Source organism: Streptomyces sp. ADMS (assembly GCF_033441795.1).
Lineage (GTDB): Bacteria > Actinomycetota > Actinomycetes > Streptomycetales > Streptomycetaceae > Streptomyces.
In genome coordinates this window covers 15668-31279 of record NZ_JAVFVX010000055.1, presented here as the reverse complement: position 1 = coordinate 31279, position 15612 = coordinate 15668, and the positions used below count along the sequence as shown (strand labels likewise).

Sequence of the window (15612 nt, the reverse complement as noted above, 5' to 3'; positions counted from 1 at the left end):
TCAAGAGTCCCAGAGCGCCCCCAGCGTCTGCAGGTCACCCCCGTACTCGATGCGGTCCACCCAGCGGGTCGGCCAGGCGTCGGCGCCGTGGTGGGCGCCGGCGAAGGCTCCGGTGAGGCAGGCGATCGAGTCCGAGTCGCCCGAGGTGCAGGCGGCGCGGCGCAGGGCCGTGAGGGGCTCGCCGGGGAAGAGCAGGAAGCACAGCAGGCCGGTCGCCAGGGCCTCTTCGGCGATCCAGCCGGCGCCGGTGGCCAGGCAGGGGTCGTCCTCGGGCGACGCGGTGCGGACGGCCAGCTGGAGCCGGTCCAGGATCGCCAGGCAATCGTCCCAGCCACGGGCGATGAAGTGCTCGGGGCTCGAATCGTGGCTGCGGGTCCACAGGTCGCCCAGCCAGCGGTGGTGGTAGTGGCTGCGGCTCTCGTGCGCGTACGTACGGAGCAGGGTCACCAGCCCTGCCGGATCGGATCCCTGGGCGAGCAGCCGTACGGCGTGCGCGGTGAGGTCGGACGCGGCCAGTGCCGTCGGGTGTCCGTGGGTGAGCGCGGCCTGCAACTGGGCGGCGCCCGCGCGCTGTTCGTCGCTCAGCCCCGGGGCCAGGCCCACGGGCGCCACGCGCATGTTGGCTCCGCAGCCCTTCGACCCGATCTGGCTGGCCTCCTGCCAGGGCAGCCGCTCGTTCTCCAGCAGGTTGCAGGCGACCAGGCAGGTGTGGCCCGGCGCCCGGTTGTTGTCCGGCGACCGGAACCACTTCACGAACTCCTCGCGTACCGGCTTCTCCATGCCCGCCGGGGCGAGCAGCCCGCGGTCCGTCGCCGCGCGCAGTCCGTGTGCGAGCGCCAGCGTCATCTGGGTGTCGTCGGTGACGATCGCTGGTGTGGGCAGCTCCATCTGCCGCCATGGCCCGCACTTGGCGAGGATGGACGGGATGTCGTTGAACTCGGTCGGGAAGCCCAGGGCGTCGCCGAGCGCGAGCCCGATCAACGCTCCGCTCGCGGCACGCTTCCTGACGGTCGTGGTGGTCATTCGGGGCGTCCTTCCGGTGACGTCGGAGCTGGTGATGGTGACGAAGGGGACGGTGACGAGGGAGGGGACGGCGGGGGTGAGGCCGGCGACACCGACGTGGTCGGACGCAGCAACGGCGGGTGCAGGGTGGCCGCGGTGCCCGCGCGGTACAGCGCGGCGGGCTTGCCCCGGCCGCCGGTGAGGCGCGCGGCGCCCGGTACGGCTACGACGAAGCCCGGCGTGGCGAGCACCTTGCGGCGGAAGTTGGGAGGGTCGAGCACGGTGCCCCACACTGTCTCGTAGACCCGCCGCAGCTCGCCGAGGGTGAACTCGGGCGGGCAGAAGGCGGTCGCGATGCAGGAGTACTCCAGCTTGGCGCCGACCCGGTCGTGGGCGTCGGCCAGGATGCGGTCGTGGTCGAAGGCGAGCGGCCCGAGCGCGTTGTACCGCAGCCACTGTGCCTGCGCCGCGTCCCCGCCACCGTGCGGTTCTGGCGCGTGCGGGAGCAGCGCGGCGAAGGCCACGGACACGACCCGCATTCTCGGGTCGCGGTCGGGTTCGCTGTAGGTGCGCAGCTGCTCCAGGTGCAGCCCGGACACGTCCGACAGGCCGGTCTCCTCGGCGAGTTCACGACGGGCCGCCGTCTCCGCGGACTCGGCGGGCAGGACGAAGCCCCCGGGCAGCGCCCAGCGGCCGACGTACGGCTCGTGACCGCGCTCGACGAGCAGGACGTGCAGCGCGCCCGCGCGGAGTGTGAGGACGGCCAGATCGACGGTGACGGCGAAGGGTTCGAAGGCGTACTTGTCGTACCCCTCGGGGGCCCGGCCCCGGGCCGCTCCGTTCACAGGTGCGGTCATGCCCGCCCACTCCCTCGCGATCCCCTTTATGGTCACCATGACCAATAGTCATTCCGACTATAAAGAGCCCGCGCGGCCCGCACAACCCTTCTTGACGACCCTCATACGCCAGAAGCCCCTCAGTGGCCCCTCAGGCGCCCAGGAAGGCGCGCGAGACCCGGAGGGCGCCGAATCCCCTCCGGTGCACCCAGAGGTCCGCCGGAGGCCCTCCTGGCAGACGAATGCGGCCGGCCCCGGAAGGCTCCGGAACCGGCCGACACATCACGAGGCGCTCAACGCGCTTCCACGTTCTACAGATCGACTTCCTTCATCAGCATGCCGACCTCGGTGTTGGACAGGCGGCGCAGCCAGCCCGACTTCTGGTCGCCCAGGGTGATCGGACCGAAGGAGACGCGCACCAGCTTGTCGACCGGGAAGCCGGCCTCCGCGAGCATGCGGCGCACGATGTGCTTGCGCCCCTCGTGGAGGGTGACCTCCACCAGGTAGTTCTTGCCTGTCTGCTCGACGACCCGGAAATGGTCCGCCCGCGCGTACCCGTCCTCCAGCTGGATGCCGTCCTTGAGCTGCTTGCCCAGGTCGCGCGGGATCGGGCCCACGATGTGCGCGAGGTAGACCTTCTTGACGCCGTACTTGGGGTGGGTCAGCCGGTGCGCCAGCTCACCGTGGTTGGTGAGCAGGATGACGCCCTCGGTCTCGGTGTCGAGCCGTCCGACGTGGAAGAGCCGCGTCTCGCGGTTCGTCACGTAGTCGCCGAGGCACTGCCGGCCCTCGTTGTCCTCCATCGTGGAGACGACACCCGCGGGCTTGTTCAGCGAGAAGAACTGGTACGACTGCGTGGCCACCGTCAGCCCGTCGACCTTGATCTCGTCGTGCTCGGGGTCGACGCGCAGCCCCTGCTCCACCACGATCTCGCCGTTGACCTCGACCCGCGCCTGCTCGATCAGCTCCTCGCAGGCCCGCCGGGAACCGTAGCCCGCGCGCGCGAGGATCTTCTGGAGCCGCTCGCCCTCCTGCTCGGCGCCCGGGAACGTCTTGGGCAGCTTGACGTCCTCCTTGCCGGCGTAACGCTCCCGGTTGCGCTCCTCGGCCCGCGCGTCGTACTCGCGAGAGGTGGCCGGGGCCCAGCGCCCCCGTCCGGTGCTGCCCTGGCTCTGCTTGGGTCCGCCCTTGGCACCGCCGCGCGCGGAGGCACCGCGCCCGGACTTCGGACCGTCCGGGGTCGCGGCCGGTCCGACGTCGTAGCGGCGCTCCTCGGGGCGCGGCTTACTGGGACGACCCTGCGCCTGGCCCTGGCCCTGGCCCTGGCCTCGTCCCTGAGCCTGACCGCGCCCCTGCCCCTGGCCCTGACCGCGTCCCTGGCCCTGACCCTGGCCCCGCCTGTCGCCCCCGCCGTTGCCGGCGCCGCGAGAGTTACCGCGCCCGCCACCACTCTTGCCGCCACCGCTACCGCTACCGCTGCTTCGCATCAAAATTCCGTCTGGTCGTCTGCGTCGTCTGCACCCGGAGCATCGGGAGCGTCCGGATCGAACGACGGAACACCTTCCTGCGTCTCGGCCTCGATCGCGTCCGCCTCCGGGAGGAAGGGTGCGAGCTCCGGGAGTTCGGCAAGGCCTCGCAGGCCCATCCGCTCCAGGAAGTAGTTCGTCGTCGTGTACAGGATCGCACCTGTTTCGGGTTCCGTGCCCGCCTCCTGGACCAGACCGCGCTGCAACAGGGTCCGCATGACCCCGTCACAGTTGACTCCGCGGACCGCCGAGACCCGGCTGCGGCTGACCGGCTGGCGGTACGCGACGACCGCCAGCGTCTCCAGTGCGGCCTGGGTGAGGCGGGCCTGCTGCCCGTCCAGCACAAAGCCCTCGACGGCCGCCGCGTACTCGGGCCGGGAGTAGAAACGCCAGCCGCCGGCGATGAGCCGCAGCTCGAAACCGCGCCTCTGCACGGTGTATTCGTCGGCCAGCGCGCGCAGGGCGTCCGCGATCTGCCGCCGGGGCCGCTGGAGTATCTTCGCCAGGTGCTCCTCGGTCGCGGGTTCGTCCACGACCATGAGGACGGCCTCCAGGGCGGGCCTGAGATCGAGATCGGCGACGGTCCGCAGGCCGGACGGCGTCTCGGTGGTCTCCTCGCTCACGCCTTCTCCTCCTCCTTCACCGCTTCTGGCGGCCGGTCGAACTCGTCGGTGACCGTCGGCGCCTCGCCGCCCTCCCCGCCCGTCCAGCGCACCACCAGTTCCCCGAGCGCGGTCTCCTGGTCCAGGGCGACGGCCTTCTCCCGGTAGAGCTCCAGCAGGGCCAGGAAGCGCGCCACGACCGTCAGCGTGTCCTCGGTGTCCCCGACGAGGTCCTGGAAGGTGGCCTCCCCCAGCTCCCGCAGCCGTGCCACCACGATCCGGGCCTGTTCCTGCACGCTCACCAGGGGCGCGTGGATGTGGTCGACGTACACCTGCGGCCTGGGTTTCGGCTGCATGGCCTTCACGGCGAGCTTCGCGAACCCCTCCGCCCCGATGCTGATGACGACCTCGGGCAACAGTTCGGCGTGGTGCGGTTCGAGTCCGACGGTGCGGGGGTAGCGCCGGGCCTCGTCGTCGAGACGGCGGCTGAAGATGTCGGCGATCTTTTTGTACGCGCGGTACTGGAGCAGCCGCGCGAACAGCAGGTCCCGCGCCTCCAGCAGGGCCAGGTCGGCCTCGTCCTCGACCTCGGCGGCGGGCAGCAGCCGCGCGGCCTTCAGGTCCAGCAGGGTGGCCGCCACGACCAGGAACTCGGTCGTCTGGTCGAGATCCCAGTCCGGCCCCATCGCCCTGATGTGCGCCATGAACTCGTCGGTCACCTTGGAGAGGGCGACCTCGGTGACGTCCAGCTTGTGCCTGGAGATCAGCTGGAGGAGGAGATCGAAGGGCCCCTCGAAGTTGGCGAGCCGGACCTTGAAGACCCCGTCATCGGGTTCGGCCGGCGCGGCAGGCTCCACAGGTCCGGCAGACGGCTGCGGCCCGGGTTCCGGTTCCGCCGGTGGAACCGGTGCTTCCCCGGCCACCGCGTTGGCCTCTGCCGGCTCCTCGGGAACGTCGACGGGTTCTCCGGGCACATCCGGCGGCGAGCCCCCCGGCCCCCGCCCCAGCACACGGCGACGACCGGCGGAGCCGGGGCCGTGGGCAGGGGCGTCGTTCGAGGTCATGGCCCACGCAGGCTACCGCTACCGCCCACGCAACCGTCTTACGAGGATGCTCGCGTCCCCACGGGACTCGAGATCCGCGAGCACCACCGCGACCGCTTCGCGCACGATCCGTCCGCGGTCGACCGCGAGCCCGTGCTCGCCCCGCAGCACGAGACGCGCGTGCTCCAGGTCCATCAGCTCCTCGGCGGAGACGTACACCGTGATCTTCTCGTCGTGCCGCTCGCGCCCACTGGGCCGCCGCGAAGGGGCCCGGCCACGCTTGCGGGACGCCGACACCGACTGCGGTGAGGGCCCCTGCTGCGCGGAGGCAGAACCTTCCTGCTCGCCCTGACGCCGCCCGGAACGCTCCCCTGTGGCCCCCCGGCTGCGCGACTCCCCGGCCTCGGCCGGGTCCGCGCCGGCGGCGACATGCTCGTCGCCGGCGCCGTCGCCGCCCTGGACGGGCACCGAGTGCGGCGCGTCCTCCGTGGCGGCGGCACCGTCGCTCTCCCCGGCGGGAGCCGGTACGCGGGCCTCGCCGTTGGCCTGGCGCCTGGGGGTGGACGACTGGAGCGCCATGCCCCCGGTGGTGCGGAACAGTTCGTCGGCCCCCGGCAGACTCACTCGGCGTGACACCGGGCGAGCACCTCCCTGGCGAGCTGGCGATAGGCGGCGGCACCGACGGAGTTGGAGGCGTACGTCGTGATCGGCTCGCCGGCGACCGTGGTCTCCGGGAAGCGGACCGTACGTCCGATGACCGTGTGGTAGACGTGGTCGTCGAAGGCCTCGACGACACGGGCGAGCACCTCGCGGCTGTGCACCGTGCGCGAGTCGTACATCGTGGCGAGGATCCCGTCGAGCTCCAGCTCCGGGTTCAGCCGCTCCTGCACCTTCTCGATGGTCTCCGTCAGCAGCGCGACACCGCGCAGCGCGAAGAACTCGCACTCCAGAGGCACTATCACCTTGTGGGCCGCCGTCAGGGCGTTCACGGTGAGCAGGCCGAGCGAGGGCTGGCAGTCGATCACGATGTAGTCGTAGTCGGCCATGAGCGGCTTCAGGGCGCGCTGGAGCGTCGACTCGCGCGCGACCTCCGACACCAGTTGCACCTCGGCCGCCGACAGGTCGATGTTGCTCGGCAGCAGGTCCATGTTCGGGACCGCGGTCTTCAGCAGGACCTCGTCGGCGGACATCCCCCGCTCCATGAGCAGGTTGTAGACCGTCAGGTCGAGTTCCATCGGGTTCACACCGAGGCCCACGGAAAGGGCGCCCTGCGGGTCGAAGTCGACCAGCAGGACCCGGCGTCCGTACTCCGCGAGCGCGGCACCCAGGTTGATGGTCGACGTCGTCTTGCCGACGCCGCCCTTCTGGTTGCACATCGCGACGATCGTCGCGGGGCCGTGACTGGTCAGCGGACCCGGGATCGGGAAGTACGGCAGCGGGCGTCCGGTGGGACCGATGCGCTCGCGGCGCTGACGGGCCGCGTCGGGCGCGAGCGTGGCCGCGTACTCCGGATCGGGCTCGTACTCGGCGTCGGGGTCGTAGAAGTGCCCGTCGGGCAGTTCGTCGTAGTCGGCGAAGTGGTTGTGGACCCCGCCACTACCGTCGCCGGCCATGGCGTTCACGTGATGACCATCCATGCTCATGTGTGCTGGCTGAGTCACCCCTGGCATCTGGTGACCCTGGTGGGCTGCGAAGGTGCGGACCGCGACGGAGCCGACAGCCGCGAGCCCCGTGGGGCCCGAGCCCCGCGCCGGCATTCCTGGTTGACCACCCCCGGGAGTAAATGTCGACTCATTCACAAGTCGTCTTACCTCCTTGGTGACCAGGAAACTTCTCGATAGGTCAGCGTGGCACCATGCCGACGGTTGGCGACTCTATGGCGTGTCGGCCGTTCGCAGCAACACAATCCGCCGGACCCGGCCCGATGTGTCGGCAATGAAACATCCCTCTGTCAAGGGCGTACGGCCGTCGCACGGCAGGGTTCACCGGTGCGCGAATCGGTTGAAGCGTTACGTTCGAGGCGAGTTGAACGAGTGTCGCAAAGTGACCATACACACATCCGGCCGGACCCTGTCGTCCAAGGTCCGGCGGGGTGCGGGGCGTTGACGACCTCTGTTGACGTATCGCCTTTTACCAGCTGATGACTTGGTCGTTTAGTCGACCAGGAGCACCGGCGGAGCAGCCCGGCAGGTCAACCGAGCAGCGACTCCAACTCCACGTGTTCCAGCCCGTGCGCCTCCGCGACCTCACGGTAGACGACCTTGCCGTCATGGGTGTTGAGGCCCCTCGCGAGCGTGGGATCACGGCGCAGCGCCGCCACCCAGCCGCGGTCGGCGAGTTCCACGATGTACGGCAGCGTGGCGTTGGTGAGCGCGTAGGTCGAGGTGTTGGGCACCGCGCCGGGCATGTTGGCGACGCAGTAGAAGACCGATCCGTGGACCGGGAAGGTGGGTTCGGCGTGGGTCGTGGGACGCGAGTCCTCGAAGCAGCCGCCCTGGTCGATCGCGATGTCGACGAGAACGCTCCCCGGCTTCATCCGCGACACCAGTTCGTTGGTGACCAGCTTCGGGGCCTTGGCGCCGGGAATCAGCACGGCGCCGATGACGAGATCGGCCTCCAGGCAGGCCTTCTCCAGCTCGAAGGCGTTGGAGACGACGGTCTGGATCTTCGTACCGAAGATCTTGTCGGCTTCCTTGAGCTTGTTGATGTCGCGGTCGAGCAGGGTGACGTGGAAGCCCATACCGATGGCGATCTGGGCCGCGTTCCAGCCGGAGACCCCGCCACCGACGACGACGGCCCGGCCGGCCGCCACGCCCGGCACACCGCCGGGCAGGACACCGCGGCCGCCGTTGGCGCGCATCAGGTGGTAGGCGCCGACCTGCGGGGCGAGCCGGCCCGCGACCTCGGACATGGGGGCGAGCAGCGGGAGGGCGCGGCCGGGGAGCTCGACGGTTTCGTACGCGATCGCCGTGGTGCCCGATTCCAGGAGCGCGTCGGTGCACTCCCTGGAGGCTGCCAGGTGCAGGTAGGTGAAGAGCGCCTGGTCCTTGCGGAGGCGGTGGTACTCCTCCGCGATGGGTTCCTTGACCTTGAGCAGCAGGTCGGCGGTGGCCCACACCTCGTCGGCCGTCTCCAGGATGCGCGCACCGGCGGCCACGAACTCGTCGTCCGTGATCGAGGAGCCGACGCCGGCGTTCCGCTCGACGACGACCTGGTGGCCGTGGCGTACCAGCTCATGGACGCCGGCGGGGGTGATGGCCACGCGGAACTCGTTGTTCTTGACCTCGCGGGGGATGCCGACCTTCACGTCGATCACGGTCCTTGGCTCGGAGGGTGTGGGGGCATAGCAATGCATACCCGGACGTGCGGGGGCACACCAGGAGACCGCAGGAGAAGGCGCGGTAGAGCCAGTCTAATGAAGGCTTTCTCGGTGTCTAGCCTTTCAATGCATCAATCTTCGACTGATGTACTACGGATTTCGCAGGTGTTAGCGTCATGTTCCGGGTCTGGATCATCCTCAGGGAGGTCCAGCTCGCTCTTCCGCAGGTCCGGATCGCCGTCCTGGAACTCGTCGCCCAGCAGCCGCTCGGCCGCGCCCCGGTGCAGCCGAGCCGCCGCCGGATCGCCGAGATGCTCCAGAGTGTCGGCCAGTCGCAGCTGGAGCGCGGCCTGCAGCCGTACGTCGTCCGCGCGACTCGCCCACTCCGCCGCCTCCTGGCAGGTGCGCAGCGACTCCTCGGGCCGCCCCGCGTACTCCTGGACGCGCGCCAGCTCGCTCAACGCCCGCGCGTGCGCGGCCACATCACCGATCTTGCGGTAACCGGCCACCGCGGCACGCCAGTTGCGCAGCGCCTCGCCGTAGCGGCCCGCGTAGGTGTGCGCGGCGGCGATACGGCCGTACAGCCGGGCGGCGTCCTCGCGCTCGTCGCGCGCCAGGCGCTGGGCGAGCGCACGCCCGTACCAGTCGGCAGCGCGGTCGTGGTCCCCGAGTTCCTGCTGTGCGCCCCCTACGGATTCCATCGCGCGCCCGGTGGCGTACGGGTCGTTCGCCTCGCGTCCGGCGTCCAGGGCGGCCCGGTAGCGGGCCAGCGCGTCGTTCGTACGGCCGGTCTGCGCGTCCAGGTCGCCGAGGTTCAGCAGGGCGGCGGCCCGCTCGCGGGGCAGGTTCCGGCGCTCGGCCACATCGAGGACGAGGCGGTGGATGCCGTACAGATCGGGCGCGGCGGCCTGGCTGCCGATGTGCGCGACCATGGCCTTGACCAGGGCGGACATCAGACGGCGGGCCAACGTGTCCAGTTCACCGTCGGCCACCGCCAGCCGGACCGCGGCGAGCAGGGCGGGCCTGCGGATGCTGAGCCAGTCAGCCGCCGCCCTCGGGTTGGGAAAGCGCAGCGAGTCGGGTGTGCCGAGGAGTTTCTCGCGGGCCAGCGGGCTGTCGGTCTCGGTGATCGCCCGGCAGGACACCAGCAGCCGTACCGTCCGCTCCAGCATCCGGGCACGGGCCAGCTGGAGCTCGGCCGGGCGGTCCTGGGACTCGGCGAGGGGGCGCAGCAGGGGCAGCAGGCAGCCGGGGACCTCGTACTGCGGCAGCGGCGAGTCCACGACCGTCAGGAGGCTCAGGGCGACGAAGTCGTCCAGCGTGGCTCGGGCGCCACCGACCGAGCAGCCGGCCAGCGCGGAGGCCGTCTGCGGGTCGATCAGGCCGCCGGGGGCCAGCGCGAGCAGTCGCAGTATCCGGGCGGCCGGAGTGGGCAGCGAGGCGTACACGAGGCGGAAGACGCGGCTCAGCGCGGTGCCCTCGTCGCTCTCGGCGTGCAGTTGCTTGGCGAGGTCGGAGACGGCCGCCTTGGGCTGGGCCGCCAGCCAGCCTCCCGCCAGCATCAGCGCTGCGGGCTGCCCCTGGCACACCTCGGCGAGGCCTTCGGCTGCACGCGGGTCCACGGTGATGCGCACCGACCCGGCGAAGCGGCCGAGCAGTTCCACGCCGGACTTGGTGTCGAGGCCGCCCAGAGTGCACGGACGGACATCGGAGATCCCGGTCAGCGGGCCGCCGGAAACGGCGACGGCAAGGCACTCGGGGTTGTCCGGCAGCAGCGCGTCGACCTGCTCGGCGTCGGCCGCGTCGTCGAGCATGAGCAGCATCCGCCGGTCGGCGAGCGCGTCGCGCAGCGCCTCGGACAGTTCGTCCTCGTCGGCGCCGGGCGGGGTGGGCAGCTTCAGGGCGGTCAGCAGTTCACGGGCGGTGCGCTCGGTCGGTACGGGGGTGCCGTCGGGTTCGGCGAGCCGGGCGCGCAGCACACCGTCCGGGTAACTGTCCGCGACCTGGCGGGCCAGTTCCTCCGCGAGGGCGCTGCGGCCCGAGCCGGGCTTGCCGGCGATGAGCAGCACGCGCGCGCGGGGGGCCTTCCGGCCCGCGAGAGTGTCGAGTCCGGCGCGCTCGATGTCGGCGCGCAGTTCCTTCAACTCTCTTGTCCGCCCGAGGAACTGACTGTTCGTAGGAGCGGGCGACCGATCATTTCCGGACAGCTTCGTGCCGTCTGTGTCCACCACCTGATCCGTCACGGGCCACACTCCCGTCCACCTGCACGCGCAAGCCCGCCGGGACTCCGGTTCGGGCGTTTCCAGAGCCTAGTTCACGCTCTGCAACGATCTGTGCGGAGCACGGCGGGCAGGTCGCCCGATCGGATCAGGCGATGGTCACACCGGGCGGGGCAGGCGGCCCCAGAGGGCGCCTCAGTCTTCGAAGGGCCGGGCCGCCCACGGCGCCTCAGCCGGGCGCAGCGAGTCGAGCCCGTCGCCTTTCTGGGCCGCGACCAGCGAAAGGACGCCCACGACGAGGCAGTTGCTCTGCAGTTCGCCGGCGAGGACACCCCGGACGAGTTCGTCGACGGGCACGCGCGCGTGCTCCATGTCGGCTTCCTCGTCCTCGACCTCGAAGCGCTCTCCCTCCACCTCGGACAGATTCCGGGCCAGGAAGATCCGTACGGCCTCGTCGCAGCCGCCTGCCGTGGGGTAGACGTCGGCCAGCACCCGCCAGTCCTCGGCCTTGACGTGTGCCTCCTCGTACAGCTCGCGCTGAGCGGCGTGCAGCGGATTCTCGCCAGGTACGTCGAGCAGGCCGGCCGGGATCTCCCAGAGCCGCCGGCGAACGGGATGGCGGTACTGGCGGATCAGCAGGACCCGGCCTTCGTCGTCGAGGGCGACGACGCCCACGGAGCCGGGGTGGACCTGGTAGTCGCGGCCCACGGCCGAGCCGTCGGGCATGACCACCTCGTCGGTGCGCACGGAGGTCTTGTTGCCCACGAAGGGGGTCTCCGTCGCCCGGATCTCCCACTCCTCCGGAGTGTCCCTGATGGTGGTCATGTCGACTTGCCCTCCCGCATCCCACACGTACACACAAGAAACCGGGGCACGCACCCCAAAGGCGCGCACCCCGGTCACCGTACAGCCCCTGTGCTACTTGCCCGTCTTGCGCCGGACGGCGGCCTTCACGAGGCCCGCGAAGAGCGGATGGGGGCGGGTCGGGCGGGAGCGCAGCTCAGGGTGGGCCTGCGTGGCCACCAGGTAGGGGTGGACGTCACGCGGGTACTCGACGTACTCCACCAGCTTGCCGTCCGGGGAGGTGCCGGAGAACTGGAGGCCGGCCTTCTCCAACTCGGCGCGGTAGGAGTTGTTGACCTCGTAGCGGTGTCGGTGGCGCTCCTCGACGTACTCCTTGCCGTCGTACACCTCGCGCACGATGGAGCCCTCGGCGAGCTTGGCCGGATACATGCCCAGGCGCATCGTTCCGCCCATGTCACCGTCGCCCGCGACGATGTCGAGCTGCTCGGCCATCGTGGAGATGACCGGGTGGGCGGTGGCGGCGTCGAACTCGGTGGAGTTGGCGTCCTCGATGCCGGCCAGGTTCCGGGCCGCCTCGATGACGACGCACTGGAGGCCCAGGCACAGTCCGAGCAGCGGGATCTTGTGCTCGCGGGCGTACTGGATCGCACCGACCTTGCCGGACACACCCCGGTCACCGAAGCCGCCCGGGATGCAGACCGCGTCCACGTCCGCCAGCTGCTTCCTGGCACCCGCGGGGGTCTTGCAGTCGTCCGAGGTCACCCACTTGATCGTCACGCGCGCGTGGTTCGCGAACCCGCCCGCGCGCAGCGCCTCGGTGACCGAGAGGTAGGCGTCCGGCAGGTCGATGTACTTGCCGACCAGGGCCAGGTTGATCTCGTGGGTGGGGTTGTGGACGCGGTCCAGGAGGTCGTCCCAGGTCGTCCAGTCCACGTCCCGGAAGGGCAGGTCCAGCTTGCGGACGACATAGGCGTCCAGGCCCTCGCGGTGCACGGTCTTGGGGATGTCGTAGATCGAACGGGCGTCCGGACAGGCGACGACGGCCGCCTCGTCGACGTCGCACATCAGGGAGATCTTGCGCTTGATGGCGATGGGGACCTCGCGGTCGCAGCGCAGCACGATCGCGTCCGGCTGGATACCGATGTTCCGCAGGGCCGCCACGCTGTGCTGGGTCGGCTTGGTCTTCAGCTCGCCGGAGGGTCCGATGTAGGGCAGCAGCGAGATGTGGACGACGAAGACGTTGTCGCGGCCGACCTCGTGGCGGACCTGACGCACGGTCTCCAGGAAGGGCAGCGACTCGATGTCGCCGACCGTGCCGCCGACCTCGGTGATGACGACGTCGACCTCGTCGGAGGCCATGCGGCGGATGCGGTGCTTGATCTCGTTGGTGATGTGCGGGATGACCTGGACGGTGTCGCCCAGGTACTCGCCGCGCCGCTCCTTCGCGATCACCGTCGAGTACACCTGGCCGGTGGTCACGTTGGCCGAGCCGTCGAGGTCGCGGTCGAGGAAGCGCTCGTAGTGGCCGATGTCCAGGTCGGTCTCGGCACCGTCGTGAGTGACGAACACCTCACCGTGCTGGAAGGGGTTCATCGTGCCGGGGTCGACGTTGAGGTACGGGTCGAGCTTCTGCATGACGACCCGCACGCCGCGCGCCTTGAGGAGCATGCCGAGGCTGGAGGCCGTCAGGCCCTTGCCGAGCGAGGAGGCGACACCCCCGGTGACGAAGATGTGCTTGGTCGTCGTGGCTGTGCTGTTTCGAAAAGCAGCGGGTGTCATGGCCAAGGCGGGGCTCCCGTGGTCGCGGTCTGGGGTGCGGTACGGCCGCCCGGCCCGGAGTTCTCCGGGTTTTCAGGGGAGGAGCCGTCGCTGCGGTTCGGGGGTTTCGTGCCCACCGGTCCACGGGCTACCAGGGTATCAGCGACGCGGGGACATGACTTCCGGCCACGCTCCGCGCACACACGGACACATATCCCGTACACGAGTCACCATCGTCCTGTCCGGCGCTCACCCGAAACGGGGCCCGCTCACCAGAGACTCACTCTTTCAGCGGACCCAGGTTGTCCGGAGCGGCACGCGGATCATCTGAGTGCGTCGTATGCTCCTCGGACACTCGCTGCCGAGCCCGACCGGCGACACGGCACCACCCCCGCCCGTAACCCCGGAACAACGAGAGCTCGTCAGTCCGTTGAGCAAAGATTGGTGTTTGCTTCACCGCTCAACGACGCTAGACAACGAACCCTTGACCGCAAGAGCGAGACCCCCATTTTTTCCCTCAGGGGGCGACGTGGCCGTTCGACTGGAGTTGCACGTGGCCGGGCGCATCGAAGACTACGCACTCATCGGAGACATGCAGACCGCCGCGCTGGTCTGCCGGGACGGCACAGTCGACTGGCTGTGCCTGCCCCGCTTCGACTCCCATGCCGTCTTCGCGGGACTGCTCGGCACCGAGGAGCACGGCTTCTGGCGCCTCGGACCCGCGCACGCGACGGACGCCGAACCCCCCACCGCGGCCCGCCGCCGCTACCGGGGCGACTCACTGATCCTCGAATCCGAGTGGGACACCCCACGCGGCACGGTCCGCGTGACCGATTTCATGCCCCCACGCGACGGTGCCCCCCAGTTGATCCGCATCGTGGAGGGCATCAGCGGCCGGGTGCCGATGCGCTCGGCGCTGCGGATGCGTTTCTCGTACGGCCGTGTCGTGCCCTGGGTGCACAAGCACGAGGGGCGGACGGTCGCGGTGGCGGGCCCCGACTCGGTGTGGTTCGACACCACCGCCGAGACATACGGCAAGTCCCTGACGACGTACGCCGACTTCACGGTGGCGCCGGGTGACCGGATCGCCTTCACCATCTCCTGGGAGCCCTCGCACAAGCAGCCGCCCCCGCTGCCTGAGCCGGAGCAGTCACTCGACGCCACCGAGGAGTTCTGGCGCGACTGGGTCGAGCAGTGCACGTACCACGGCCCCTACCGGGAGGCCGTGGTCCGCTCGCTCATCACGCTGAAGGCGCTGACGTACGCGCCGACCGGCGGTATCGTCGCCGCCCCCACCACCTCCCTCCCGGAGGACATCGGCGGCGTACGCAACTGGGACTATCGCTACACATGGCTGCGCGACGCGGCCATCACCCTCTCCTCCCTCCTGCGCACCGGCTACCGCGACGAGGCCCGCGCCTGGCGCGAGTGGCTGCTGCGCGCGGTCGCCGGCGACCCGGAGAACCTGCAGATCATGTACGGCATCGCGGGTGAACGGGAGTTGGGCGAGGCGGAGCTCGACTGGCTGCCCGGCTACGAGAACTCGGGCCCCGTCCGGGTCGGCAACGGCGCCGCGCACCAGCTCCAGCTGGATGTGTACGGCGAGGTCACCGAGGCCCTGCACCTGGCCCACATGACGGGTCTGGCCCGCAACGACTACGCCTCCCTGCTCCAGCTGAAGCTGATCCGCTATCTGGAGAAGCACTGGGACGAGCCCGACGAGGGCATCTGGGAGGTGCGCGGTCCGCGCCGCCACTTCGTTCACTCGAAGGTCATGGCCTGGGTCGCGGTGGACCGCACGATCAAACTCATCGAGTCCGGCGACGCGGACGGCCCGCTGGAGAAGTGGCGCGAACTGCGCGACGACATCCACCGGGACGTGTGTGAGAAGGGTTACGACAAGGAGCGCAACACCTTCACACAGTCGTACGGCTCGAAGGAGCTGGACGCCTCCCTGCTGCTGATCCCGCAGATGGGCTTCCTGCCTCCCGACGACAAGCGCGTGATCGGCACCATCGAGGCCATCCAGCGTGAGCTGTCCACCTCGGACGGCTTCATCCTGCGCTACCCGACCTCGGGCGGCGGCGACGAGAACCTCGACGGTCTGCCGGGTGACGAGGGGGCCTTCCTCGCCTGCTCCTTCTGGATGGCGGACGACCTGGCGATGATCGGCCGGGTCGACGAGGCCCGCAAGCTCTTCGAGAAGCTCCTCGCCCTCCGCAACGACCTGGGCCTGCTGGCCGAGGAGTGGGACCCCCGCCTCCAGCGCCAGGTCGGCAACTTCCCGCAGGCTTTCAGCCACGTCCCGCTGATCGACACGGCCCTGCGTCTGACGGCTTCGGGGGCGTACGGCGGCTGAGAAAGGGCGACCCGGGAATCGCGCCCCGAACGGGACGCGGGGCAGTGACGTCTGCGGCTCCGCGGCGTGGGCGCGACCAGCCAGGACGGCGGCGCGGCTCGAACCGCGCCCTTCCAGCGAAGCGCCTAGGCTGGAAGGGCACAC

At 70.3% G+C, this 15612-nt stretch carries 12 protein-coding genes; 1 reads left to right on the top strand and 11 read right to left on the bottom strand.

The window, feature by feature from the left end:
* From RB628_RS23470 to RB628_RS23420, 11 genes are all read right to left on the bottom strand, one after another.
* Positions 1-1023, bottom strand: a complete 1023-nt coding sequence (locus RB628_RS23470) for an ADP-ribosylglycohydrolase family protein (RefSeq protein ID WP_318322492.1) — start codon at positions 1021-1023, stop codon at positions 1-3.
* Positions 1020-1859 (bottom strand): NUDIX hydrolase, encoded by an 840-nt coding sequence (locus RB628_RS23465; protein WP_318322491.1) that lies wholly within the window; start codon positions 1857-1859, stop codon positions 1020-1022. The genes RB628_RS23470 and RB628_RS23465 overlap by 4 nt, the downstream gene beginning before the upstream one ends.
* A gap of 290 nt (positions 1860-2149) precedes the next feature.
* On the bottom strand, positions 2150-3325 hold the full coding sequence (locus tag RB628_RS23460; RefSeq protein ID WP_318322490.1) for a pseudouridine synthase: 1176 nt from the start codon (positions 3323-3325) through the stop codon (positions 2150-2152).
* Positions 3325-3987, bottom strand: coding sequence for an SMC-Scp complex subunit ScpB (gene scpB / locus RB628_RS23455; RefSeq protein WP_318322489.1), 663 nt, complete (start codon positions 3985-3987; stop codon positions 3325-3327). Before scpB ends, RB628_RS23460 begins: the two co-directional genes overlap by 1 nt.
* On the bottom strand, positions 3984-5030 hold the full coding sequence (locus RB628_RS23450) for a segregation and condensation protein A (RefSeq protein WP_318322488.1): 1047 nt from the start codon (positions 5028-5030) through the stop codon (positions 3984-3986). Before RB628_RS23450 ends, scpB begins: the two co-directional genes overlap by 4 nt.
* A gap of 18 nt (positions 5031-5048) precedes the next feature.
* Positions 5049-5645: a hypothetical protein gene (locus RB628_RS23445; RefSeq protein WP_318322487.1), complete on the bottom strand. Its 597-nt coding sequence runs from the start codon at positions 5643-5645 to the stop codon at positions 5049-5051.
* The gene (locus RB628_RS23440; protein WP_318322486.1) at positions 5630-6766 is read right to left on the bottom strand and encodes a ParA family protein; all 1137 of its coding nucleotides are present in this window, start codon (positions 6764-6766) and stop codon (positions 5630-5632) included. Before RB628_RS23440 ends, RB628_RS23445 begins: the two co-directional genes overlap by 16 nt.
* Before the next feature lie 434 nt (positions 6767-7200).
* Positions 7201-8325: an alanine dehydrogenase gene (gene ald, locus RB628_RS23435; RefSeq protein ID WP_318322485.1), complete on the bottom strand. Its 1125-nt coding sequence runs from the start codon at positions 8323-8325 to the stop codon at positions 7201-7203.
* Between the two features lie 134 nt (positions 8326-8459).
* Positions 8460-10571 (bottom strand): tetratricopeptide repeat protein, encoded by a 2112-nt coding sequence (locus RB628_RS23430; protein ID WP_318322484.1) that lies wholly within the window; start codon positions 10569-10571, stop codon positions 8460-8462.
* A 171-nt stretch (positions 10572-10742) separates the two neighbouring features.
* A complete protein-coding gene (locus RB628_RS23425; RefSeq protein ID WP_318322483.1) occupies positions 10743-11372 on the bottom strand; it encodes an NUDIX hydrolase in 630 nt (209 codons plus the stop codon).
* Between the two features lie 93 nt (positions 11373-11465).
* Positions 11466-13130, bottom strand: coding sequence for a CTP synthase (locus tag RB628_RS23420; RefSeq protein ID WP_318322513.1), 1665 nt, complete (start codon positions 13128-13130; stop codon positions 11466-11468).
* Between the two features lie 532 nt (positions 13131-13662).
* Here RB628_RS23420 and RB628_RS23415 point away from each other — a divergent pair.
* On the top strand, positions 13663-15468 hold the full coding sequence (locus RB628_RS23415; RefSeq protein ID WP_318322512.1) for a glycoside hydrolase family 15 protein: 1806 nt from the start codon (positions 13663-13665) through the stop codon (positions 15466-15468).
* Positions 15469-15612 lie beyond the last annotated feature (144 nt).